19 protein-coding genes and 1 pseudogene are annotated in these 22880 nt (G+C 60.9%); 7 read left to right on the forward strand and 13 right to left on the reverse strand.

Going from position 1 to position 22880, the window contains the following annotated elements; all coding sequences use genetic code 11:
• The first annotated feature begins 19 nt into the window (after positions 1 to 19).
• The 3 genes and pseudogenes from nth to ACSQ3F_RS05710 all read left to right on the forward strand — a co-directional run bounded on the left by nth (position 20) and on the right by ACSQ3F_RS05710 (position 2243).
• Positions 20 to 784, forward strand: coding sequence for an endonuclease III (gene nth, locus ACSQ3F_RS05700; protein WP_436099333.1), 765 nt, complete (start codon positions 20 to 22; stop codon positions 782 to 784).
• 20 nt (positions 785 to 804) lie between these two features.
• A pseudogene (locus ACSQ3F_RS05705) lies at positions 805 to 1080 on the forward strand (VOC family protein); the annotation flags it as partial.
• A 170-nt stretch (positions 1081 to 1250) separates the two neighbouring features.
• Positions 1251 to 2243, forward strand: a complete 993-nt coding sequence (locus tag ACSQ3F_RS05710) for an adenosine kinase (RefSeq protein ID WP_436099334.1) — start codon at positions 1251 to 1253, stop codon at positions 2241 to 2243.
• 21 nt (positions 2244 to 2264) lie between these two features.
• Here the strand turns inward: ACSQ3F_RS05710 and ACSQ3F_RS05715 are convergent, their stop codons facing one another.
• Positions 2265 to 2804 (reverse strand): SH3 domain-containing protein, encoded by a 540-nt coding sequence (locus ACSQ3F_RS05715; RefSeq protein ID WP_436099335.1) that lies wholly within the window; start codon positions 2802 to 2804, stop codon positions 2265 to 2267.
• A gap of 197 nt (positions 2805 to 3001) precedes the next feature.
• Here ACSQ3F_RS05715 and ACSQ3F_RS05720 point away from each other — a divergent pair, with 197 nt between their 5' ends.
• A complete protein-coding gene (locus ACSQ3F_RS05720) occupies positions 3002 to 4006 on the forward strand; it encodes a 2-hydroxyacid dehydrogenase (RefSeq protein ID WP_436099336.1) in 1005 nt (334 codons plus the stop codon).
• Here ACSQ3F_RS05720 and ACSQ3F_RS05725 read toward each other — a convergent pair whose 3' ends face one another.
• From ACSQ3F_RS05725 to ACSQ3F_RS05760, 8 genes are all read right to left on the reverse strand, one after another.
• On the reverse strand, positions 4007 to 4477 hold the full coding sequence (locus ACSQ3F_RS05725; RefSeq protein ID WP_436099337.1) for a GNAT family N-acetyltransferase: 471 nt from the start codon (positions 4475 to 4477) through the stop codon (positions 4007 to 4009).
• Positions 4474 to 5235, reverse strand: a complete 762-nt coding sequence (locus tag ACSQ3F_RS05730; RefSeq protein WP_436099338.1) for a molybdopterin-synthase adenylyltransferase MoeB — start codon at positions 5233 to 5235, stop codon at positions 4474 to 4476. Before ACSQ3F_RS05730 ends, ACSQ3F_RS05725 begins: the two co-directional genes overlap by 4 nt.
• Before the next feature lie 12 nt (positions 5236 to 5247).
• Positions 5248 to 6372, reverse strand: coding sequence for a DNA replication/repair protein RecF (gene recF / locus ACSQ3F_RS05735; RefSeq protein ID WP_436099339.1), 1125 nt, complete (start codon positions 6370 to 6372; stop codon positions 5248 to 5250).
• Positions 6373 to 6508: 136 nt separating this feature from the next.
• On the reverse strand, positions 6509 to 7228 hold the full coding sequence (locus ACSQ3F_RS05740) for a glutathione S-transferase (protein ID WP_436099340.1): 720 nt from the start codon (positions 7226 to 7228) through the stop codon (positions 6509 to 6511).
• A 113-nt stretch (positions 7229 to 7341) separates the two neighbouring features.
• Positions 7342 to 8475 carry a molecular chaperone DnaJ gene (gene dnaJ / locus ACSQ3F_RS05745; RefSeq protein ID WP_436099341.1) on the reverse strand — a complete coding sequence of 378 codons (1134 nt, stop codon included), beginning with the start codon at positions 8473 to 8475 and terminating at the stop codon, positions 7342 to 7344.
• 296 nt (positions 8476 to 8771) lie between these two features.
• The gene (gene dnaK, locus ACSQ3F_RS05750; protein WP_436099342.1) at positions 8772 to 10694 is read right to left on the reverse strand and encodes a molecular chaperone DnaK; all 1923 of its coding nucleotides are present in this window, start codon (positions 10692 to 10694) and stop codon (positions 8772 to 8774) included.
• A gap of 315 nt (positions 10695 to 11009) precedes the next feature.
• The gene (locus ACSQ3F_RS05755; RefSeq protein ID WP_436099343.1) at positions 11010 to 13244 is read right to left on the reverse strand and encodes a transglycosylase domain-containing protein; all 2235 of its coding nucleotides are present in this window, start codon (positions 13242 to 13244) and stop codon (positions 11010 to 11012) included.
• A 280-nt stretch (positions 13245 to 13524) separates the two neighbouring features.
• The gene (locus ACSQ3F_RS05760) at positions 13525 to 13677 is read right to left on the reverse strand and encodes an entericidin (protein ID WP_436102048.1); all 153 of its coding nucleotides are present in this window, start codon (positions 13675 to 13677) and stop codon (positions 13525 to 13527) included.
• A gap of 388 nt (positions 13678 to 14065) precedes the next feature.
• Between ACSQ3F_RS05760 and ACSQ3F_RS05765 the strand changes: the two genes are divergently transcribed.
• Positions 14066 to 14275 (forward strand): cold-shock protein, encoded by a 210-nt coding sequence (locus tag ACSQ3F_RS05765; RefSeq protein ID WP_436099344.1) that lies wholly within the window; start codon positions 14066 to 14068, stop codon positions 14273 to 14275.
• A 197-nt stretch (positions 14276 to 14472) separates the two neighbouring features.
• Here ACSQ3F_RS05765 and ACSQ3F_RS05770 read toward each other — a convergent pair whose 3' ends face one another.
• The 3 genes from ACSQ3F_RS05770 to ACSQ3F_RS05780 all read right to left on the reverse strand — a co-directional run bounded on the left by ACSQ3F_RS05770 (position 14473) and on the right by ACSQ3F_RS05780 (position 17502).
• Positions 14473 to 15435, reverse strand: a complete 963-nt coding sequence (locus tag ACSQ3F_RS05770) for a lysylphosphatidylglycerol synthase domain-containing protein (protein WP_436102049.1) — start codon at positions 15433 to 15435, stop codon at positions 14473 to 14475.
• Between the two features lie 144 nt (positions 15436 to 15579).
• The gene (locus tag ACSQ3F_RS05775; protein ID WP_436099345.1) at positions 15580 to 16968 is read right to left on the reverse strand and encodes a dipeptidase; all 1389 of its coding nucleotides are present in this window, start codon (positions 16966 to 16968) and stop codon (positions 15580 to 15582) included.
• A 102-nt stretch (positions 16969 to 17070) separates the two neighbouring features.
• A complete protein-coding gene (locus tag ACSQ3F_RS05780; protein WP_436099346.1) occupies positions 17071 to 17502 on the reverse strand; it encodes a MarR family winged helix-turn-helix transcriptional regulator in 432 nt (143 codons plus the stop codon).
• Positions 17503 to 17926: 424 nt separating this feature from the next.
• Between ACSQ3F_RS05780 and polA the strand changes: the two genes are divergently transcribed.
• A complete protein-coding gene (gene polA, locus ACSQ3F_RS05785; protein ID WP_436099347.1) occupies positions 17927 to 20953 on the forward strand; it encodes a DNA polymerase I in 3027 nt (1008 codons plus the stop codon).
• A 373-nt stretch (positions 20954 to 21326) separates the two neighbouring features.
• Positions 21327 to 22181, forward strand: a complete 855-nt coding sequence (gene purU, locus ACSQ3F_RS05790; protein WP_436099348.1) for a formyltetrahydrofolate deformylase — start codon at positions 21327 to 21329, stop codon at positions 22179 to 22181.
• Here purU and ACSQ3F_RS05795 read toward each other — a convergent pair.
• A complete protein-coding gene (locus ACSQ3F_RS05795; RefSeq protein WP_436099349.1) occupies positions 22178 to 22837 on the reverse strand; it encodes a TetR family transcriptional regulator in 660 nt (219 codons plus the stop codon). The two genes, purU and ACSQ3F_RS05795, sit on opposite strands and share 4 nt — an antisense overlap.
• Positions 22838 to 22880: the final 43 nt, after the last annotated feature.

Below are 22880 nucleotides of genomic sequence, written 5' to 3' on the forward strand. Positions count from 1 at the left end.
GAATGACTATAGATGCATCATGAAAAACGTGAAATCAAAATCAGCAACCAGCGCGGTGAAAGCGAGACCCGCGACAGTCAGCCGCGCAAAGCGCAGACCGAAGACCGCCTACAGCAAGGCGGAAATCGAGGAGATTTTCCGGCGCTTCTCGATCCAGCGTCCCGAACCCAAGGGAGAGCTGGAGCACGTCAATCCTTTCACGCTCGTCGTCGCGGTGGCCCTGTCGGCGCAGGCGACAGATGCGGGCGTCAACAGGGCGACGCGGGCGCTTTTCGCCGCAGCCGATACACCGGAAAAGATGCTGGCTCTCGGCGAGGAGAAGGTTCGCGAGTACATCAAGACGATCGGGCTTTACCGCAACAAGGCGAAGAACGTCATTGCACTCTGCGAGAAGCTGATTTCCGATTTCGACGGCGAGGTGCCGCGCACGCGCGAAGAGCTGATCACGCTGCCCGGCGTCGGCCGCAAGACCGCTAATGTGGTTCTTTCGATGGCCTTCGGACATTCGACGATGGCGGTCGACACGCACATCTTCCGCATCGCCAACCGGCTCTGTCTGGCGCCGGGGAAAACCCCGGACGAGGTCGAGGACCAGTTGATGCGGATCGTGCCGGATCACTACCTCTACCATGCCCATCACTGGCTAATCCTGCACGGCCGCTATTGCTGCAAGGCGCGCAAACCGGAATGCGAACGCTGCGTCATTGCCGATATCTGCAAGGCGGCGGAAAAGACCAACGAAATCCCGGCGCCGCTGGTCGAATTGCCGGCGCAGGTCATTTGACGGAAATGCCGTCGATCAGCGCGGCAATCGATGGCAATCACGAGACTATTCCGGACAGCGGCAGCGGCACCGTTACAGGGCTGCTTCTGAATTTCGAGGTCGAGGACCCGGATGCACTCTGTGCGGAATTCCAACCGGCGGGCCTGCCGATCCTCAGAGCGATCTGTGACGAGGACTTTGGCCAACGCCATTTCGTCACCGCCGACCCGAACGGCGTCCCGATCGACGTGATCAAGCCGATTCCACCCAGCGCCGAGTTCGCCGACCAAAATGACGCAGCCGCCCTGCCCGGTTGAAGAAGGGTCCGCGGCGCTGGCACCACGTGACCGGCCCAATCAGGGACGGAAAGACCCTTTCCGATATTGAGCAATTCCAAACGGCAGCTCTCTTTCTTTTTCCCTTCCAAACCGCGGAAAATCCGCTATTACCGGACACCGGCTGACACAAACATTCCAGGCGGTTCCGAATGACCAAATTCGACGTGCTCACGATCGGCAATGCAATCGTGGATATCATCGCACGCTGCGACGATGCATTTCTTGTCCACAACGGCATTATCAAGAGCGCGATGAACCTGATCGATGCGGAGCGGGCAGAGCTGCTCTATTCGCGCATGGGGCCGGCCCTTGAAGCCTCCGGCGGTAGTGCCGGCAATACGGCAGCCGGTGTCGCCAGCCTCGGCGGCAAGGCCGCCTATTTCGGCAAGGTCGCCAACGACCAGCTTGGAGAGATCTTTACCCACGATATCCGCGCACAGGGCGTGCATTTCGAAACGAGGCCGCTGGACACGCATCCGCCGACCGCCCGCTCGATGATTTTCGTGACGGAGGACGGCGAGCGCTCGATGAACACCTATCTCGGCGCTTGTGTCGAACTCGGACCGAGCGATGTCGAACCCACCGTCGTCGCGGACGCGGCGGTCACCTATTTCGAGGGTTATCTCTGGGACCCGCCGCTTGCCAAGGACGCAATCCGCAACTGCGCCCGTATCGCTCATGAAAACGGCAGGGAGGTCGCAATGACCCTTTCCGACAGTTTCTGCGTTCATCGCTACCGGGCCGAATTCCTCGACCTGATGCGCTCGGGCATCGTCGATATCGTCTTTGCCAACCGCGCCGAGGCGCTCGCACTCTACGAGACCGACGACTTCCAGCACGCGTTGTCGATGATTGCCAGGGACTGCAAGCTTGCCGCGGTAACGCTCAGCGAAGAAGGCTCGATCATCATCAAGGGCGGCGAGCGGGTCAAGGTCGATGCGACAACGATCAGCAATGTCGTGGATACAACGGGCGCAGGCGACCTCTACGCGGCCGGCTTCCTGCACGGCTATACCACGGGCAGAACGCTTGCCGATTGCGGCAAGCTTGGAAGCCTGGCTGCCGGCATCGTCATCGAGCAGATCGGCCCGCGCCCGATGATTTCGCTGGCGGCGGCGGCAAAAGAGGCCGGTCTTCTCTGACCGGCTCGGATATCCGCCCGATTACTTGAAGGCTTCGCCCGGGTAGGCGCCCCAGATTTCACCCTGGGAGACCCAGCCATCGACCCCTTGCGCCTCTGCGCGACACCAGTCTCCGTTGCATTCGCCGACATGCACGACGACACCCGGCTCCATGCGCGCGACAATGGCGCTGTTGGACTGCGGATCACGCCGCATGTTGACAAAAACGCCCTCGCCCTTGCCGCGCATCCAAGGCGCGGTGATTGCGGTGCGATCTCCCGAAAGCAGCGCCTGATTGACCCAGCCCTCGGTGCCGTCGGCATCGCGAATGCGCCGCCAGTTGTCATATTCCTGGATGATTTCCACCGGCACGCCGGCCTTCATGTAACGCCAGGCAACCGCGTAGTCGACACTCGGCCCGACGCGCAGGTTGACGCTCTTGGATTTCAGGCTAACGAAACGCGGCAGCGGCAAGCCGCTTGCGCCCTTGGCGGCCTGGGCGAAAGCCGGGGTTGCATTGATCGCGGCGACAGACAGGACGACTGCAGCGGCGAAAGCGAGCCTGGAAAGGAACTGACGCATGACGAAATCCGTTTTCCAAAGAGATTCAGTAACTTGCAGCAAAATCTCTGACCGGTTCTGCCAAAGACAGGCAAATCGTCAGGGGACATCTAGAGTTTTGTTTGTCTTCCACACCGGGTCTGGTAGAAAATGAACTGCAGGGAGAACGATCACTCATCTTGGTTAAAAACCCGTCAACAAGGGCTCGGCAAACAGCGATGACAAACAAGAAAAAGCCCAAGGTCTACATCACCCGCAAATTACCTGATGTCGTTGAGACGCGCATGCGGGAGCTGTTTGACGCCGAACTCAACATCGACGACACGCCGCGTAGTCAGCCGGAACTCGTGGCCGCCGTGAAGCGTGCCGACGTGCTCGTTCCGACCCTTACCGACCGGATCGACGCAGCACTGATCGAACAGGCCGGGCCGCAGTTGAAACTGATCGCAAGCTTTTCGAACGGCGTCGATCACATCGACATCGACGCCGCTGCACGCCACGGCATCACCGTCACCAACACGCCAAACGTGCTGACGGAAGACACCGCCGACATGACCATGGCGCTGATCCTCGCCGTTCCGCGCCGCCTGATAGAAGGCGCCAATATCCTGACAGACCGCCGCGGCGAATGGGCAGGCTGGTCGCCGACCTGGATGCTCGGACGGCGCATCTCCGGCAAGCGTATCGGCATCGTCGGCATGGGCCGCATCGGCACCGCCGTCGCCCGCCGAGCCAAGGCCTTCGGGCTTTCGATCCACTATCACAACCGGAAGCGCGTCAGCGCCGAGACCGAGGAAAAGCTGGAGGCGACGTATTGGGACAGCCTCGACCAGATGCTCGCCCGCGTCGATATCGTATCGGTCAATTGCCCCTCGACACCTGCCACCTTTCACCTCCTGTCGGCGCGCCGGCTCGCGCTGATGCAGCCGACGAGCTACATCGTCAACACGGCGCGCGGCAGCATCGTCGATGAAACGGCACTGATCAAATGCCTGCGCGAAGGCAAGATCGCCGGCGCCGGGCTCGACGTGTTCGAGAATGAGCCTGCCGTGAACCCGAAGCTGGTGAAGCTTGCGACCGAAGGCAAGGTCGTGCTTTTGCCGCATATGAGCTCGGCAACGCTCGAGGGCCGCATCGACATGGGCGACAAAGTGGTGATTAACATCCGCACCTTCATCGACGGACACCGCCCGCCGGATCGCGTTCTGCCGGGCAAGGTCTGATTACAACGGCTTGCGCATCTCGATGAAGGTCGGCCGCGTGAAGCCGGGATGGGATGCCTCGGCCGTCCTGACAAAACCCCACCGCGCAAACAGGCGGTGATTCTCTTCAAGCTCGATCCGCGTCTCCAGGCGCAGGCAGGGCAGATCACATTCGGCGGCATAGGCTTCCGCCGCCCGGAGCAGCAGTCGCCCGACGCCCCTCCCCTGCGCGTCGGGAGCAACGGCGAGTTTGCCGATATACAGGCAATCCGGCGGTTCGGCTTTACAGAAAATGCAGCCGGCCAGCCGACCGTTTTCGATGGCGGCATAGGCTTTCTCGGTTTCGGCTTTTTGCTTCAGCGATTGCGGCGTCAGTTGCAGGGCCGAAGACGGCGAAGCGATGCGCGGGTGCATGTAGGCGAAGGAGGCAAGGACGAGCGCCAGCAGCGCATCCCAGTCCTCGAACGCCCTATCGATCGGCGCGAGTTTCATCGAACCTTCCGGCCATATTTGATGGTCTCGAACCGAGCCGTCAGCGCGTCGTACATCAGCAAGCGGCCGATCAGCGGCTCGCCGGCGCCGGTGACGAGCTTGATGACTTCCATCGCCTGCAATGTACCGATGACGCCCGTCAACGCGCCGACGATGCCGGCCTCCGCACAGGTAGGCACGACGCCCGGTGGCGGCGGGGCTGGGAAGAGATCGCGGTAGCCCGGATTCTGCCGTCCATCGCCTGCACTTTTCCAGGGCTGAAGAACAGTGAGGGAGCCATCGAAGCGGCCGACGGCGCCGGTGACCAGCGTGATTTGCAGCCGCTCGGCCGTATCGGCGGCAAGATAGCGCGTTTCGAAATTGTCCGAGCCATCGACGACGATACTGTAGCCGGAAAACAGCACCTCCGCATTGGAGGCATCCAACCGCGTTTCATGCAGAACCACCTCGACATGCGGGTTGAGACCGGCAATGAATTCGGCCGCACTGTCGGCCTTTGACCTGCCGATGCCGGGCGTGGCGTGGATGACCTGTCGCTGCAGGTTGGACAGCGACACGGTATCGTCATCGACGATGCCAAGCGTGCCGATGCCTGCCGCGGCAAGATATTGCAGCACAGGAGAACCGAGACCGCCGGCGCCAATGACAAGAACGCGCGCGGCCTTCAGCGCCTGCTGACCAGCCCCGCCGATCTCCGGCAGGATGATGTGGCGCGCATAGCGCTGGATTTCTTCGGAACTGAGGGGTTCTGTACTCATGATGGCTGAATGTCACCCGGAAACGGTGCCATTGGCAACCGTGAGATAGCGCGCCCGTTCGCCTAGCGCTGAAAACATCGATTGATCCGTACCGGTCATGAAAGCCTGGCCACCGAGATCATCGACGAGGTCGAACAGTGCCGCACGCCGTCCTTCATCGAGATGCGCGGCGATCTCGTCCAGCAGGAGCACTGGCGCATGGCCGGTCATATTGGCGACAAGGCGGGCATGGGCAAGCACCAGGCCGACGAGAAGCGCCTTCTGCTCGCCGGTCGAACAGCGCGCGGCCTCCATATTCTTGGCCCGGTGGCGGATCAGAAGATCGCTGCGATGCGGTCCATCGAGCGTGCGGCCGGCACTCGCATCGCGGTAGCGGCCGTTCTTCATCATCTCCAGATATAGTTCTTCCAGATCGAAGGCTGGGCGATGCCATTCACCGTCGAGAAAACCTGAAAGCGCCAGATCGGCGGCCGGGAAGACGCTGCCTTCACGGTTCTTGTCCACCAATGCCGCGAGAAGGCCGAGCATCTCCTGACGGGCCAGCGCCATCGAGATGCCAAGCTCGGCCATCTGGCGCTCGAGCCCGGTCAACCAGACGGGATCCGCCCGACCCTCGGACAGGAGCTTGTTGCGGCTGCGCATGGCGCGCTCGTAATCTGTGGCGCGGCGGCCGTGCTCCGGATCGAGCGACAGCACCAGCCGGTCGAGGAAGCGGCGGCGATCGCTGGAACCGCCGGTGAAAAGCCCGTCCATGGCCGGCGTCAGCCACAGCACGCGCAGATGATCGAGGAGTTCGTCGACCGTCTTTGCCGTTGTCCCGTTGATGCGCAGGCGCCGCGCCTGCCCCTCCTCGGCTCCGGCCGTGCCGGTGCCAATCTCGACGGGACCATCCATGCCGTCCAACTCCGCAAAGACGGAGAACCCGGTTTCCGCTCCGACACGGACCACATCGGCATAGGCGGCTCTGCGCAGGCCGCGCCCGGGAGACAGGAAGGAGACCGCCTCCAACAGGTTGGTCTTGCCCGCGCCGTTCTCGCCCGTCAGCACGAGATGGCGCGCGTTGAGGTCGAGCGACAGGGCCGCATAGTTGCGGAAATCGCTGAGTTTCAGGCGGCTGAGAAAGACCTTATGCGGCATGAGGAATCCGGTTGCGTATCCGGTTGAGAGCTATGCCCCCAAAGCCTTGATGGCAAGGCCGAACATGCGCTGCGCTGCGATGAACGCCATGGCAGACCGGCGGTCGGCCATGGCTGTGCAACGGAAACAGCGATGCTCACGCCAGATCCAGCTCGGGATAGTGGCGGAAAATGCCCTCCTCGTTGAAGGCAAGGCGGCGTTTGGACGCAAGATAGGCCTTGATCCGGGGTAGTTCGCGGACCTGCGCGTTGAGCACGACGAGAAGGGGATAGTCCGGTTCGGCCGCCTGCATCGCCTTCGGGAAGGCATAGCGCAGCCCCTCCAGAAGCTGAAACAGAGACAGGTCGACATAGGTCAGCGCATCGCCGACGGCATGGATCTGCCCTTCGCCGTTCTTGCTCAGCTGCTTTTCGAAGTAACCGAGGAATTTCGGCAGACGATCGTCGAGGAAATTTTCGGCCCGCCGGAGCGCCTCGTCCTTCTGCTCGTGATAATAGAGCGACACGCCGATCGGATGATGGACGTCATGAATTTCGCCGACGAAATCGGTGATGGTCAGTTGCAGCCCGTTTGCCTCGAACCGTCCGGCTTCGTCCTTCGGCGCAAGCCCAAGCCTGCCGCCGAGATAGAGCAGGATATTGGCGACGTGGGAGACGACGACATCTCCGTCCTTCAGGAAGGGCGGCGCAAAGGGTGTGAAACTCCCCGTTTTGCTTTTCATCATCGACATCATGCGCCCCATGCCGCCGTCCGTGCGGGCGACGTCGATGTAGTCGGCACCTGCCTGCTCCAGCGCGAGACGGACGAACTCGCCGCGGCCGGGAATGCCATCCCAATAAAAGAGCTCATAGGTCATGGGAAAACCTTTCGCTTGTGAACGTCATGCCGGCGGCACCGGCGAACGGACAAAAAAACCGGAGGCATTGCTGCCTCCGGCCGGGATATATTGCTGATTGTCTTCCTGGCCAGTCACTCGATGTCGAAGAAATCCTTCATGCGGGAAAAAAAGCCGGCGGATTCCGGATTGTTGTCCTTGGAAGACAGTTCTTCGAATTCCCTCAGCAGCTCGCGCTGGCGCTTGGTGAGCTTCTGCGGCGTTTCGATCTGGATCTGGATATAGAGATCGCCGACCTGGCTGGAGCGCAGCACCGGCATGCCCTTGCCCTTCAGGCGAAACTGCTTGCCGGCCTGCGTGCCTTCCGGCACCGAGACGCGCGACTTGGTGCCGTCGAGCGTCGCCACATCGAACTTGCCGCCAAGGGCTGCCGTCGTCATCGAGATCGGTACGCTACAATAAAGATCCGCGCCATCGCGCTGGTAGAACTCATGCGGCTTGACCGACAGGAAGATATAGAGATCGCCGGCGGGGCCGCCGCGCAGGCCGGCCTCGCCTTCGCCCGAGAGGCGGATGCGCGTTCCGTCCTCGATGCCAGCGGGGATGTTGACCGACAGCGAGCGCTCCTCGGTCACCCGGCCCTGACCATGGCACTTTGTGCAAGGATCGGTGATGGTCTGGCCGCGGCCGTGACAGGTCGGGCAAGTCCGCTCGATGGAAAAGAAACCCTGCGCCGCGCGCACGCGGCCCGAGCCCTGACAGGTGGCGCAGGTCTGCGGTTTTGTCCCCGGTTTCGCGCCCGAGCCCGAACAGGCATCGCAGGTGATCGATGTCGGCACACGGATCTGCGCCGTCTTGCCGGAATAGGCTTCTTCCAGCGAGATTTCCATGTTGTAACGCAGATCGGCGCCGCGTTCGCGGCCGCCCGACGACCGGCGCTGGCGGCCACCGCCCATCATCTCGCCGAAGATGTCCTCGAAGATATCTGAGAAGCCGCCGGCACCCGCGTTGCCAAAGCCGGCGCCACCAGCGCCCATGCCACCATTTTCGAAGGCTGCGTGGCCATAGCGATCATAGGCAGCCCGCTTCTGCGGGTCCTTGAGGGTTTCGTAGGCGTGGCTGATATCCTTGAAAGTCTTTTCCGCTTCCGCGTCGCCGGGATTCTTGTCCGGGTGATACTTCATCGCCAGTTTGCGGAAAGCGCCCTTGAGCTCTTTCTCGTCCGCTGTTTTCCCAACGCCGAGCGTTTCGTAAAGATCACGTTTCATACTTGCAGGTTGTCCTGTTGAATAGGCATGCCAAAAGCAGCCGCCCGGTGGTCGCCTGATTTCCTTGCAAAAGCATTTAGTAAACCTTCAAGCGCGATACCATAGGCAATACACGATCCTTGACGGTTTTTGTCGGAAAAGCACCGATTCAGGCCGCTGCACCCGCGCTCCGGGACTTGGCGGCGCGCCGGTCCCAGCCGAAAAACCGGTTGGTAACTTACCCCACAGCGTAGCAGCAATCAAAAAAGCCCGGAGCATATCGCCCCGGGCTCGCATACATTCAGATCGAAGAAGACTTATGCGGACTTCTTGCGATCGTCCTCGTCGTTGACTTCTTCGTAGTCGGCATCGACGATATCGCCATCGCGGGCAGCGTCAGCGGCCGCATCGGCATTGGCCGCGTCGGTCTGCTGGGCTTCGTACATCGCCTGGCCGAGCTTCATCGAAGCTTCGAGCAGCGTCTGGGTCTTGGCCTTGATGTCTTCGGCATCCGGCTCGGAGGCTTCAACGGCAGTCTTCAGCGAAGCGATCGCGTCGGAGATCGCGGTGCGCTCGGCTTCCGTGACCTTGTCGCCATATTCCTTCAGCGACTTTTCCGAGGAATGAATCAGGCTTTCGGCCTGGTTCTTGGCTTCCACGGTTTCGCGACGCTTCTTGTCGGTTTCGGCATTGGCCTCGGCATCCTTGACCATCTTCTCGATATCCGCGTCGGACAGACCGCCCGATGCCTGGATCCGGATCTGATGCTCCTTGCCGGTGCCCTTGTCCTTGGCCGAAACCTGCACGATGCCGTTGGCGTCGATATCGAAGGTGACTTCGATCTGCGGAACGCCACGCGGAGCCGGCGGGATGCCGACGAGGTCGAACTGGCCAAGCAGCTTGTTGTCTGCCGCCATTTCGCGCTCGCCCTGGCTGACGCGGATGGTCACCGCGGACTGGCTGTCTTCGGCCGTCGAGAAAGTCTGCGACTTCTTCGTCGGGATCGTCGTGTTGCGCTCGATCAGACGGGTGAAGACGCCACCGAGGGTTTCGATGCCGAGCGACAGCGGTGTCACGTCGAGAAGCAGAACATCCTTGACGTCGCCCTGCAGAACGCCGGCTTGGATAGCGGCGCCGAGAGCGACCACTTCATCCGGGTTAACGCCCTTATGCGGTTCCTTGCCGAACAGCTGCTTGACGGTTTCCTGCACCTTCGGCATGCGGCTCATGCCACCGACCAGAACGACTTCGTCGATCTCGGCCGCCGTGACGCCGGCATCCTTGAGGGCAGCCTTGCACGGAGCAACGGTGCGCTGGATGAGGTCGTCGACCAGGCTTTCGAACTTGGCGCGCGACAGCTTCATCGTCAGGTGCTTCGGACCGGAAGCGTCTGCCGTGATGAACGGCAGGTTGATTTCGGTCTGCTGCGAGGACGACAGCTCGATCTTTGCCTTTTCGGCAGCTTCCTTGAGGCGCTGCAGAGCCAGCTTGTCGTTCTTCAGGTCGATGCCCTGATCTTTCTTGAACTCGGCTGCAAGGTATTCGACAAGACGCATGTCGAAGTCTTCACCGCCGAGGAAGGTGTCGCCGTTGGTCGACTTCACTTCGAAGACGCCGTCGCCGATTTCCAGAACCGAGATATCGAACGTGCCGCCACCCAAGTCGTAAACGGCGATGGTCTTGCCGTCCTTCTTGTCGAGGCCGTAGGCGAGTGCCGCTGCCGTCGGTTCGTTGATGATGCGCAGCACTTCAAGACCGGCGATCTTGCCGGCATCCTTGGTTGCCTGGCGTTGCGCGTCGTTGAAGTAAGCGGGAACGGTGATGACGGCCTGGGTGACCTTTTCACCGAGATAGGATTCGGCGGTTTCCTTCATCTTCTGAAGGATCATGGCGGAGATCTGCGACGGGGAATACTTCTCGCCGTGCGCTTCGACCCAAGCGTCGCCATTGTCTGCCTTGATGATCTTGTAGGGCACCATGCCCTTGTCTTTTTGCGTGGTCGGATCCTGGAAGGTGCGGCCGATCAGGCGCTTGATTGCAAAAAGCGTGTTTTCCGGATTGGTGACTGCCTGACGCTTGGCCGGCTGGCCGATCAGGCGCTCGCCGTCTTCGTTGAAAGCAACGATCGAAGGGGTCGTGCGCGCACCTTCCGCATTTTCAATGACCTTCGCGTCCTTGCCGTCCATGACGGCGACGCAGGAGTTGGTCGTTCCCAAGTCGATACCGATTACTTTAGCCATGTCGTTCTCTCCTTGCAGCGGACTGTCAGAACCCGGTCAGGCATTCATTTGACAGCCCCTAACGGGATGGTCTGTGGAATATTCGCGGTGGAAGCCGCGGCGATGGGGCGTATATAAGGAGCAGCGTTTCGGACTGCAAGGCATCTGCGCGCGTGAAAACACGCAAAAACCGAGCAGTAAAGGGCAAACAGACCGAAAAAACCGCCTGCCTGAACGCTGTCATTTCACGTTCAACCTGCTTTTAAAAGGCGACATGCTTCACTTCGCAGTGCCTCTTTCCTCCGCTGCGAAACGTAAGAACGGAATGAAGGGTGGTCAACCGCCGGTGAGGATGTCGAACAGCGTGGTCCGCCGTGTCGTGCCGGTCGTCTCGCCGACATCAGCCGGCGGCACGAGCCCCGAATTCGCCGGCTGGCCCAGGCCCTGCTGGGCGGCGGCCTGCCCGTTGGCGACCGGCGCCTGCGGAAACTCATCCGTACCGTCTTTGCCAAAGGTGCCGGAAATGACGTCGCCAATGGTTTCGGGCGCGGCCTGATTGTCCTCGAATGTCGGCTGGACGCCGGTCGTGCCGAAGACCGGCGACGACGACAGGCCTTCATGTGCCGCCGTCATGTAATCGTGCCAGGCCTTGGCCGGAAGGCCGCCGCCGGTCACCTTCTTCATCGACTTGCCGTCATCATTGCCGAACCAGATGCCGGTCGTCAGATTGCTTGTGAAGCCGACGAACAGCGCATCGCGGAAGGACTGCGTGGTGCCCGACTTGCCGGCTGCCTGCCAGCCTTTGAGTTTGGCGCTCTTGCCGGTGCCATGCTCGATCACGCCCACCATCATCTGGTTCATCTCGCTGACGACGGCGGGATCAAGCACGCGGGGCGGATTGTCATAGGTGTTTTCGTAGAGAACCGTGCCATCGGCCGTCGAAATCCGCTTGATCACATGCGGCGTCGCCTTGAAGCCGCCATTCATGAAGGGAGCGTAGGCGGATGTCAGTTCGACCAGACTGACCTCGGAGGTGCCGAGCGCGATCGAGGCATTGGCCTGCATTTCCGATTCGATGCCGAGCCTGTGGGCAAGCTTGATGACGTTCTGCGGTCCGACTTCCATGACGAGCTGGGCGGCGATCGTGTTCAACGAATTGGCAAGCGCCGTCGAAAGGGACACCTCGCCGCGATATTTCTCGTCATAGTTCTCCGGCGTCCAGTTGCCGATCCGGACCGGCGCGTCGTTGCGGATCGACATTGGCGTGCGGCCGATCTCCATGGCGGCGGCATAGACGAAGGGCTTGAAGGCGGAACCGGGCTGGCGCCTGGCCTTGACCGCGCGGTCGAACTGGCTGTCGGCATAGTCGCGGCCGCCGACCAGAGCGCGAATGGCGCCGGTGCCATCGATCGATACGAGGGCGGCTTGGCTGACGTTGAGCTTGCGGCCGGATTCGTCGAGGCTGGCGGCGAGCGTCTCTTCGGCCTTCTTCTCAAGGTCGATATCGAGCGTGGTGTCGACGACGAGGTCCTGGCTGATCTCGCCGACCATGCCCGGCAACTGGTCCATGACCATGTCGGCGACATAATATTGCGCCCCGGACCAGAAGCTCTTTGCCTTGGTCGGCGGCTGCGACATCGCCGTCTTGATCTCGGCGTCGGTGATGAAGCCTTCCTCGCGCATGGCGCCCAGCACCACCTGCGCGCGCTCTTCGGCAGCCTTCGGATCGCGCGCCGGCGACAGGCGCGACGGCGCCTTGAGCAGTCCCGCAAGAAGAGCCGCCTCGCCGAGGTTCACATCGCGTGCCGACTTGTTGAAATAGCGCCGCGACGCCGCCTCGACGCCATAGGCGTTCGAGCCGAAAAACACCCGGTTCAGGTACATCGCAAGGATCTGGTCCTTGGTATATTTCTGCTCCAGCCAGACGGCGAGCAGCACTTCCTGCACCTTGCGCTCGAGCGTGCGCTCCGGCGAGAGGAACAGGTTCTTGGCAAGCTGCTGGGTGAGCGTCGAGCCGCCCTGCACCATGCGCCCGCTGGTGATGTTGGTCAGCATCGCACGCGCCAAGCCAAGCGGATCGACGCCGAAATGCGAATAGAAGCGCCGGTCTTCGATGGCGATGACGGCCTGCGGGATATAGGGCGACATGTTTTCGAGCGACAGCGCCTCGCCGCCCGTGGCGCCACGATTGGCGATGATATCGCCGCTGACGGCGAGGATCTTGACGTTCGGTGGCCTCTCCGGAATGGCCCAGCTCGTAGCGCTCGGCATGCGTGCGCCGTAATAGAGCACCAGCCCGCCGACGCCGATGGCGCCCCAGATGCCGAGCACGACGCACCAGTAGACCATGGAACGGATCAGGCCGGTGAGACCGCCGCCGCCGGGCGAACCGCCGCGGCCGGAGCCCTTCTTCGAGCTGGTCCTTTTCACTGCCGATTTCGACCTTCCGGACTTGCGGCCTCCACCACCGAGGCGATCTCCGGCATCGACCCGCAGTTCGCCATCGTCACGGCCCCGCCCGCCCTCGAACGAAGGTTCTATTCTCTGCGGTGATTTGCGATTTCCTGCCATGCCGCGGTGGGGTGCTCCAGATGAGCGTTTCGGGATAGCCAAGCCGGCCATTCCGCCGCCACGCCGATTTTAAACAGTGCGATGAAGTGTAAATGCGGCGATTTAAGGGGGAGTTAAATTCCCATTTGAATAAAATCGTGCGCTTTCAATTCGTTGCGTGGAGCCATTTCCGGTCCGCCCCTGGGCGGGAAGGCAGACATGGCCCCGTATGCGACAACGCGAATCATCGAGGCGTCCGCACGCTCGCAGCGCTCTGCACCGCAGTTTCTCTTGGATTTCGTCAGTTCGTGTTCGCCCGCGCAATGCGGTGCGTTGCATTGTCCAGGGCATTGCTGGTTTGCACGCCGTCCTGCTTTATACCGCGCGCCGTGTTGCCGCATCCGGCAAGCGTGAACAAGGACAGGCACGCAACGGCAATCACGACTTTCGACATGGTTATTCCTCCCTTGAATTCGACGATAGGACGAAACATGATGCGCGTCGCCGAGAAATCAATTCGGCCGGAACCAAAAAACACCGGCACTCTATCCCCGGCGTTTTCAGGACAGCGGCGTCCCAACGCCGCAAAAATAAATTCTGCAGATCTTCCATCCCGGCGTTATAAAACCGAATGAAAACAACGATCATTGCAAAATAAAAATAAAAAAACTTGACTGCACGGTACCGGTAACCTATCTGAGCCTTGGTCGATATTTGTTAGATGACTTTGGTTTTTGCGACATAGAGCGCAATCGGACGAACTTTCCTTCAGATTCGAACATCAAGCCTCGCTGTAATATCACGGCTTGGTTCACTATAATTTGCTAGAGAAAGGGATCGTTATGGCCACTGGCACAGTAAAATGGTTTAATTCCACCAAGGGCTTCGGCTTCATTCAGCCGGACGACGGCAGCCAGGACGTTTTCGTCCACATTTCCGCTGTCGAACGCGCTGGCATGCGCGGCCTCACCGACGGTCAGAAGATCAGCTTCGAGCTGGTTCGTGACCGCAAGTCCGGCAAGATGTCGGCAGACAGCCTCCAGGCTGCCTAATACCAATCTGGCGCGATCATCCGCGCCGGAGAAATGCGCTTCCGCGGTTGACCACGGATGTACTGGCAGGTGTGTCGAAGCGCGTTGTGAAAGGTCGGGTTTGCCCGGCCTTTTTGTTTTTCTGGACTTGGGTGCGCACCGGCCCTCCGCAAAATAGGCCGCACCTTCAAATCGCTCCACCCTCGTGAGATGAAAATCTATTCGTCGTGCTTTCGCCCGCTGTCCGCCTGCTGGCCGGCGAGGAACTGCGAATGCTCGAAGACGATCACGACGAGGAGCGCGATCAGGAAGGGCACGATCAGGTAGAACAGGCGGAAGATGGCAAGTGCTGCCAGAACACCCGCGGCATCCATTTCCGGCAGGCCGGCAATGAAGACCAGTTCCAGCACGCCGAGCCCGCCCGGCGCATGCGACAAAAGTGCGGCCGAAAAGGAGGCGAGAAAAACGCCGAGGACCACCATGTAGCCGGGATTTCCGGCCTCGGGCAGAGCGAAGTAGATGATCGCCGCTGCCGCGATCAATTCGACGGGCGCGATCAGTAATTGCCTGAGCGCCAGCGAGGGTTTTGGATATTCCAGCCAAAACCAGCGGGTTTTCAACGGCGGGAAGCCAACCAGGCTGCCGACGACGTAAAGCGTGATCAGCGTAAGAATGATCAATCCGGTCGAGATCGACGCGCCAAGCGGCAGGAACGCAGCGAAGCGAGCGGTGATCTCCGGCTCGATCAAAAGCACGATGGCCGACAGCATCAGCGTTCCGAGCAGGAAGGTGACGGAACAGAAGGCGACGAGAATAGCGGTTTCGGCGGCCGAAAGCCCCTTCGATCCATAGGCACGAAAGCGCACCACCGCGCCGGAAAACACCGATGCGCCCACTGTGTGCGACAGCGCATAGGCGGTGAAGGAACAGACGGTGATGAACCAAAGTGAAATCCTGTGGCCGAGATGTTCGAGCGCCAGGTGATCATAGGCGGCCAAAGCGGCATAGGCTGCGAGTGTCGCGCAACCGGCCAATATCCAGCCCTTGACGGGCACGGCTTTCAGGCTTTCGACGAAATCATGTGCCGAAAGGCCATGCAGTTCGTGATAGAGGCCGTAGAGAGAAAACAGGATCGCGGCCAGCCCTACGGCCGGCCAGGCGAATTTACGCACCAGTTTCATGAGGCCGGGATTCTTGGGGGCTGCACGCACAATATCATCCTGGCGATGAGAACACCCCCGGCCAATCCGGTCAAGGGTGCTAACCGTTAACAGTCTGCCTTGCAACCTGCCGCGTCGACGCCGCGGCACGTTGGGCGACATGTATCAGGCGGCGAGGGCGGCGAGAATCCGGATCCACGAGCGAATGCCCTTGTGGAAGGACTGCAGTTCGTATTTCTCATTCGGCGAGTGGATGCGGTCGTCCGAGAGGCCAAAACCGACCAGCAGCGATTCCATCCCGAGCATCTTCTGGAAATCACCAACGATCGGGATCGACCCGCCCATGCCGATCAGCACGGCAGGTTTCGGCCATTCGTCGGACAGGGCAGATTTCGCCGTGTTGAGTAGAGACGAATCATAGGGAAGCTGGATTGCCGGCGAGCCGCCATGCTTGTGGAATTCGACCGAGCAATCCGCCGGGATTTTCGACGCGACATAGGCGCGGAAGGCAGAGCGGATCTTGTCGGGATTCTGTGCGCCGACAAGGCGGAACGAAACCTTGGCGGACGCCTGGGCGGCGATCACGGTCTTGAAGCCCTCGCCGGTATAACCGCCCCAGATGCCGTTCACTTCCGCCGTCGGCCGGGCCCAGGTCAGTTCCATCACCGAGCGGCCCTTTTCGCCGGAGGGAATGGCAAGGCCGATCTCGCCGAGGAATTTCTCCGTCGACATGCCCAGCGTTTCCCAGGCCGCCTTGATCTGTGACGGCGTTTCCTCGACGCCCTCGTAGAAACCGTCGAGCGTGACGCGGCCGGTCTCGTCGTGAAGGCCAGCGAGAATATTGGCGAGGATATGGATCGGATTGGCCGCAGCGCCGCCGAATAAACCCGAATGCAGGTCACGGTCGGCAGCGGTGATGACGATCTCCTCGCCGACCAGGCCGCGCAGACCGGCAGAAATTGCCGGCGTATCGCGGTCCCACATGCTGGTATCGCAGACCAGCGCATAATCTGCCTTCAGCTCGGCGGCATTGGCTTCCAGGAACGGCTTCAGCGAAGGTGAGCCGGATTCTTCCTCACCTTCCAACAGGATCGTGACTGCGCAGGGCAGCGTGCCGTTGATTTCCTTATAGGCGCGGCAGGCTTCGACGAAGGTCATCAACTGGCCCTTGTCGTCGGCCGTCCCACGGCCGGTGATGACCTTGCGGCCACCGTCCAGTTCCTTGATCGACGGCTCGAAGGGCGCCGTGTCCCAGAGATTGAGCGGATCGACCGGCTGTACGTCATAATGGCCGTAGAACAGCACATGCGGCGCGCCCTCCTTGCCGGCCGCATGGTGGGCGACCACCATCGGATGACCGGGTGTATCGCGCACCGAGGCTTCAAAACCGAGGCCGTTCAGCTCAGTGACCAGCCATTCTGCGGCCTTTCGGCACTCCGCCTTGTAGGCCGGATCGGTGGAGATCGACTGGATTCGCACCAGATCGAAAAGCCTGTCCAGACTCTTGGGGAGGTTTTCATCCGCGCGGGTGAGAATGCTGGCCGTGTCTGTCATGTCCGAATCCTTGTTGTGCGGCGGAACCTAGACAAAGATCGCAGCAGCTTTAAGCAAAATATTTTGATCATTCGATCATGGCCGCTGGCAGGGGCGATTTTCTCAACTGCGCACGCCGTTGGCGATCGCCATACGCATATATTCCAGCATCAGTTCCCGCTCGAAGTGCCGAAAGCCGGAGAAAAGCGATTGGTCCGCCGCCATTGCGGCCTGCTTCGCTTCCGCTTCCATCGCCCGCGCCTTGTCTGTCAGGAAAATCTGCTGGGCGCGTTTGTCGGTCGGATGTTTCTTGCGAAGGATCAGGCCGTCGCGCTCCATCCGGGCCAAAGTATTGGCCATCGTCGCCTGCTCTATGTCGAGGCGATCGAGAAGCTGCTTCTGGGTGAGGCCCTCTTCGCTCCAAAGTTCCAGAAGAACGGGAAACTGGCCGGGCGCGAAGCCGAGCTTCTGGCCCCTCTCCTGCAAGGCGCGGGAGAAACTTTTTGCCAGGAGGCTAGCCAGGTATGTCGCAGAATCCATGCGGTCGAAGGCCATGAATATGGGTACCTCTCACCAAGCTGGAACACAAGTTACATTGCAGGCGATGAACTCCGGCGAGCCGCCTTTTTACATGGATGTGATGGCTCCGATACACAAACAAAAACCGCCATGGCGGAGGCGGGGCCACGGCGGTCTTGTCATAATTCGGACAAAGGCCCGGAGAGGGGGGATAGGCCTTTGTCCTAACAATCTGGCTTCGGCGGGGGACAGGCCTTTTGCCAGACGGCGGCGTGTTCAGTTGCCGCTGGATATGATTTGTGGTTTCAAATGTGGCTTTTCAAGGACTCAGGGGCGCAGGTGACATTACAAAATGGTAACGCTGCCGTGAGGGCCCTCATTTTTTCCAAGTGATAAAATTCCGCGTTGCTTCGGAATGAAATATGGACGCCCACCGCGCCCCGCGTTATCCCTTGTCGCCATGAAAAAAGGTGATCATCTCTTCCTCGTCGACGGCTCCGGATTCATTTTCCGGGCGTTCCACGCCATCCCGCCGCTCAACCGCAAATCGGATGGCCTGCCGGTCAATGCCGTTTCGGGATTCTGCAACATGCTGTGGAAGCTCCTGACCGATGCGCGCGATACCTCCGTCGGGGTGACGCCAACCCATTTCGCGGTGATTTTCGACTATTCCTCGAAAACCTTCCGCAACGCGCTCTACGACCAGTACAAGGCGAACCGCACCGCACCGCCGGAAGACCTGATCCCGCAATTCGGGCTGATCCGCCATGCGACGCGCGCCTTCAACCTGCCCTGCATCGAGAAGGAAGGCTTCGAGGCCGACGACCTGATCGCCACTTACGCGCGGATGGCGGAGGCTGCGGGCGCGGACGTGACGATCATCTCGTCCGACAAGGACCTGATGCAGCTCGTCACCTCCAATGTGTCGATGTACGACAGCATGAAGGACAAGCAGATCTCGATACCGGAAGTGATCGAGAAGTGGGGTGTACCGCCGGAAAAGATGATCGATCTGCAGGCGATGACCGGTGATTCGACCGACAACGTGCCAGGCATCCCCGGCATCGGCCCGAAGACGGCGGCGCAGCTTCTGGAGGAGTTCGGCGATCTCGAAACGCTGCTTGCTCGCGCCGGCGAGATCAAGCAGCAGAAACGCCGCGAAAACATCCTCGCCAATGCCGAGCTTGCCCGGCTGTCGCGTCAGCTGGTAACGCTGAAAACCGACACGCCGATCGACGTTGCGCTTGAGAACTTCGAACTTCATACACAGGACGGGCCAAAGCTCATTGCCTTCCTGAAAGCGATGGAATTCACCTCGCTGACCCGCCGCGTCGCCGCCGCGACCGAGACCGATGCGGATGCAGTGGATACCGCAACCGTGCCGGTCGAATGGGGTGCGGCAGCCCATGGACCCGATCTCGACAAGGGCGAACTTTCGCCGCCACCGCCGCCGTCCGAGCTGTCCTCGGCAACATCGCCGGCGCTCGGCAGCGCCACCGAAGCTGCCACCACTTTTGCTGCCGTCAACACAGTGGAGCCACCGGCTGCAACACCGCAAAACCTCGCGCAGTTACGCGCGCAAGCCTTTGCCGCGGCAAAGATCGACCGCAGCGCCTATGTGACGATCCGCGATATCGCGACGCTCGATACCTGGATTGCCATGGCGCGCGAGACCGGCATTGTTGCCTTCGACACCGAGACGACGTCGCTCGACGCCATGCAGGCAGAGCTTGTCGGCTTCTCGCTGGCGATCGCCGACAATAGCAAGAGCCCGACCGGCACCGACATCCGCGCCGCCTATGTGCCGCTGATCCACAAGACCGGCGGCCACGACCTTTTCAGCGATGGGCTGAAGCTGGCCGACAACCAGGTCCCCGCGCGCGAGGCGCTCGACCGGCTGAAGGATCTGCTCGAGGACCCGTCTATCCTCAAGGTGGCGCAAAACCTGAAATACGACTACCTCGTGATGAAGCGGCACGGCATCAGCGTTGCCAGTTTCGACGATACGATGCTGATGTCCTATGTGGCCGACGCGGGCGCCGGTGCTCACGGAATGGATTCGCTGTCGGAAAAATGGCTCGGCCATCAGCCAATCCCGTACAAGGACGTCGCAGGCAGCGGCAAGTCCGCGCGCGGCTTCGACTATGTCGATATCGACAAGGCAACAGCCTATGCCGCGGAAGACGCCGATGTGACGCTGCGGCTGTGGCAGGTGCTGAAGCCCCGTCTCGCGGCCAAGAACCTCAATACGGTCTATGAGCGGCTCGAACGGCCACTTGTGCCGGTGCTAGCGCAAATGGAAGAGCGCGGCATCACCATCGACCGGCAGATCCTGTCGCGCCTTTCCGGCGAACTGGCGCAAGGCGCTGCCGGCCTCGAACACGAAATCTACGCCCTTGTCGGTGAGAGCTTCAACATCGGCTCGCCGAAACAGCTCGGCGATATCCTGTTCGGGCGCCTCGGCCTGCCCGGCGGGGCGAAGACCAAGACTGGCCAATGGTCGACCTCCGCATCTGTCCTCGAAGACTTGGCCGCCGAGGGCCACGAACTGCCGCGCAAGATCGTCGACTGGCGGCAGCTGACCAAGCTCAAATCCACCTATACCGATGCGCTTCCCGGCTTCGTGCATCCGGAAACCAAGCGCGTGCACACGTCCTATGCGCTGGCGGCGACAACCACGGGCCGGCTCTCCTCCTCGGATCCCAACCTGCAGAACATTCCGGTGCGCACGGCAGAAGGCCGCAAGATCCGCACGGCCTTCATCTCGACGCCTGGGCATAAGCTCGTTTCGGCCGACTATAGCCAGATCGAGTTGCGGGTGCTTGCCCATGTCGCCGAAATCCCGCAGTTGAAGCAGGCTTTCTCCGATGGCATCGACATTCACGCCATGACGGCGTCGGAAATGTTCGGCGTGCCGGTCGAAGGCATGCCAAGCGAAATCCGCCGCCGCGCCAAGGCAATCAATTTCGGCATCATCTACGGCATCTCGGCCTTCGGCCTTGCCAACCAGCTGTCGATCGAGCGCTCGGAAGCCGGCGACTACATCAAGAAATATTTCGAGCGCTTCCCCGGCATCCGCGACTATATGGAAAGCACCAAGGCATTTGCCCGCGAGAACGGCTATGTCGAGACGATCTTCGGCCGCCGTGCACATTATCCGGATATCCGCTCCTCCAATCCCTCGCACCGCGCCTTCAACGAGCGCGCGGCGATCAACGCCCCGATCCAGGGCTCGGCCGCCGACATCATTCGCCGGGCGATGATCAAGATGGAGCCGGCGCTGGAAAAGGCCGGGCTATCTGAGCGCGTGCGCATGCTGCTGCAGGTGCATGACGAACTGATATTCGAGGTCGAGGATGCCGATGTCGAACGTTCGATCCCGCTGATCGTCTCGGTCATGGAGAATGCCGCGATGCCGGCGCTCGACATGAAGGTGCCACTGAAGGTCGATGCCCGCGCCGCGCATAACTGGGACGAGGCTCACTGAGGGGAACGAGTCGCAGGGGCGCGGCTTCGGCGCGCCTTCGCATTCGACGCCTGCCTTGATGAAGGCGAAGCAGCCAAATACGGACCGTATGCTCGCCCGCCCTGCCTGATGGACAAGTTCAAATCGAGCGCCCCCTAGGCGCAAGATGAAGCACGCGAGAATCCTGTCATGGTCCGGCAGCTCTCTCGCTGCGATTCTTGCATTTTCAGCCACCAGATCCGCCATCAACCCGCCCGCCCCCTCAGGATGACAGAAACTGAACTGCCAGCACCGCGAAACGGTTGCCGCCGTGGCTATACGGCGATACCGGCGTGTACCTCCGGGCGGAACTCACTTTGATCCCTCCGGACCACACGTCGATTTGGAGGAAATCATGGCGTTTCAGACTTTCATTCTCGTCCTGTCCTGTGACGACAAACCCGGTATCGTCGCAGCCGTGACGACGGAGCTTTCCGCCGCCGGCGCCAATATCGCCGAGAGCAACCAGTTCTGGGACAGGCAGACGAACCGGTTCTTCATGCGGATTGCCTTCCAGGTGCCGGTCGGCGTCTCGCGGGACGATCTGGAGCGGGCCTTGAAGGCGCCGATCGACCGTTTCGGCATGAAGGTCAGCATCACCGATGGCGGCCGCAAGCCGCGCATCCTCATCCTCGTCTCCAAGTTCGATCACGCGCTGCTGCATCTGATCTACCAGATCCGCGTCGGCTGGCTGAATGCCGAGGCGGTGGCGATCGTCTCCAATCACAATGACAGCCAGCGTACGGCGGAACTGGAAGGAATTCCGTTCTACTGTTGGCCGGTGAACAAGGAAAACAAGGCGGAGACGGAAGAGAAGCTACTGCAACTCGTCCAGGAAACCGGCGCTGATCTCGTGATCCTCGCCCGCTACATGCAGGTCTTTTCCGACAACCTGTCGAAACGGCTCTATGGCAAGGCGATCAACATCCACCACTCGTTCCTGCCGAGCTTCAAGGGCGCCAAGCCCTACCATCAGGCACATGAACGCGGCGTCAAGCTGATCGGCGCGACCGCCCACTATGTCACGCCGGACCTCGACGAGGGCCCGATCATCGAGCAGGAAACCGAGCGCGTGACGCATGCCATGAGCGCCGAGGATTTCGTTGCCGCAGGCCGCGATATCGAGAGCCGGGTGCTTGCCCGCGCCGTCAAGCTGCATCTGGAAGACCGCGTGATGCTCAACGGCCACAAGACCGTGGTTTTCCGCTAGGCCGTCGGTTGGAGATCGGCTGAAGTGGCCACGTCGATGGTTGCAGGCACACGCCTGAAGCTGGCGAACAACCGCTTCAACCCGTCCCTGCCCTCGGCCGCCAGATCGAAGCGGCGGCCGAACAACAGCCATTCGCTACAGAGTCCGCTCATCATCCACCACAGCACCTTGGTCGCCGATTGCGGCGTCCAGTTTGCATTGAGATAACCCTCGCTCCTTGCCTTTGCGAAGGCGTCTTCGAGCAAAGCGACGTGCCTGTTATCGACTTCCTGCTGTCTTTCGAGAACCGGCAGGAGGTCCTCGCCATAGGCGCAGCGCAGGAGGATGGTAAAGATGCGCTGGCGATGTTCGTCCCCGGCCAGTTCGTCCAGCCAGTCACCCGCCGCCTTCTCGATATAACAGAGCACATCCGATCCGGGCTGTTCGATCTCACGGGCAATCATGTCTTCCTGTGGCATCTGCACGGAATTGTAGAGTTCGAGGAAAAGATCGGTCTTGTTGGCGAAATGCCAGTAGATCGCGCCGCGCGTCACGCCGGCCGCCTTGGCGACATCCTCAAGCGTGGCGTTGGAGACGCCCTTCTCATAAAAAACCCGCTCCGCCGCACTGAGGATGTTGTTGCGCGTTTCTTCCGCCTCGGCCTTGGTTCTCCGCATGTCTGCCCTTTCAAGGGAAAAGGCCCGCGACGGCGGGCCTCCT

The organism is Pararhizobium sp. LjRoot238 (assembly GCF_964252955.1).
Taxonomy (GTDB): Bacteria; Pseudomonadota; Alphaproteobacteria; order Rhizobiales; family Rhizobiaceae; genus Pararhizobium.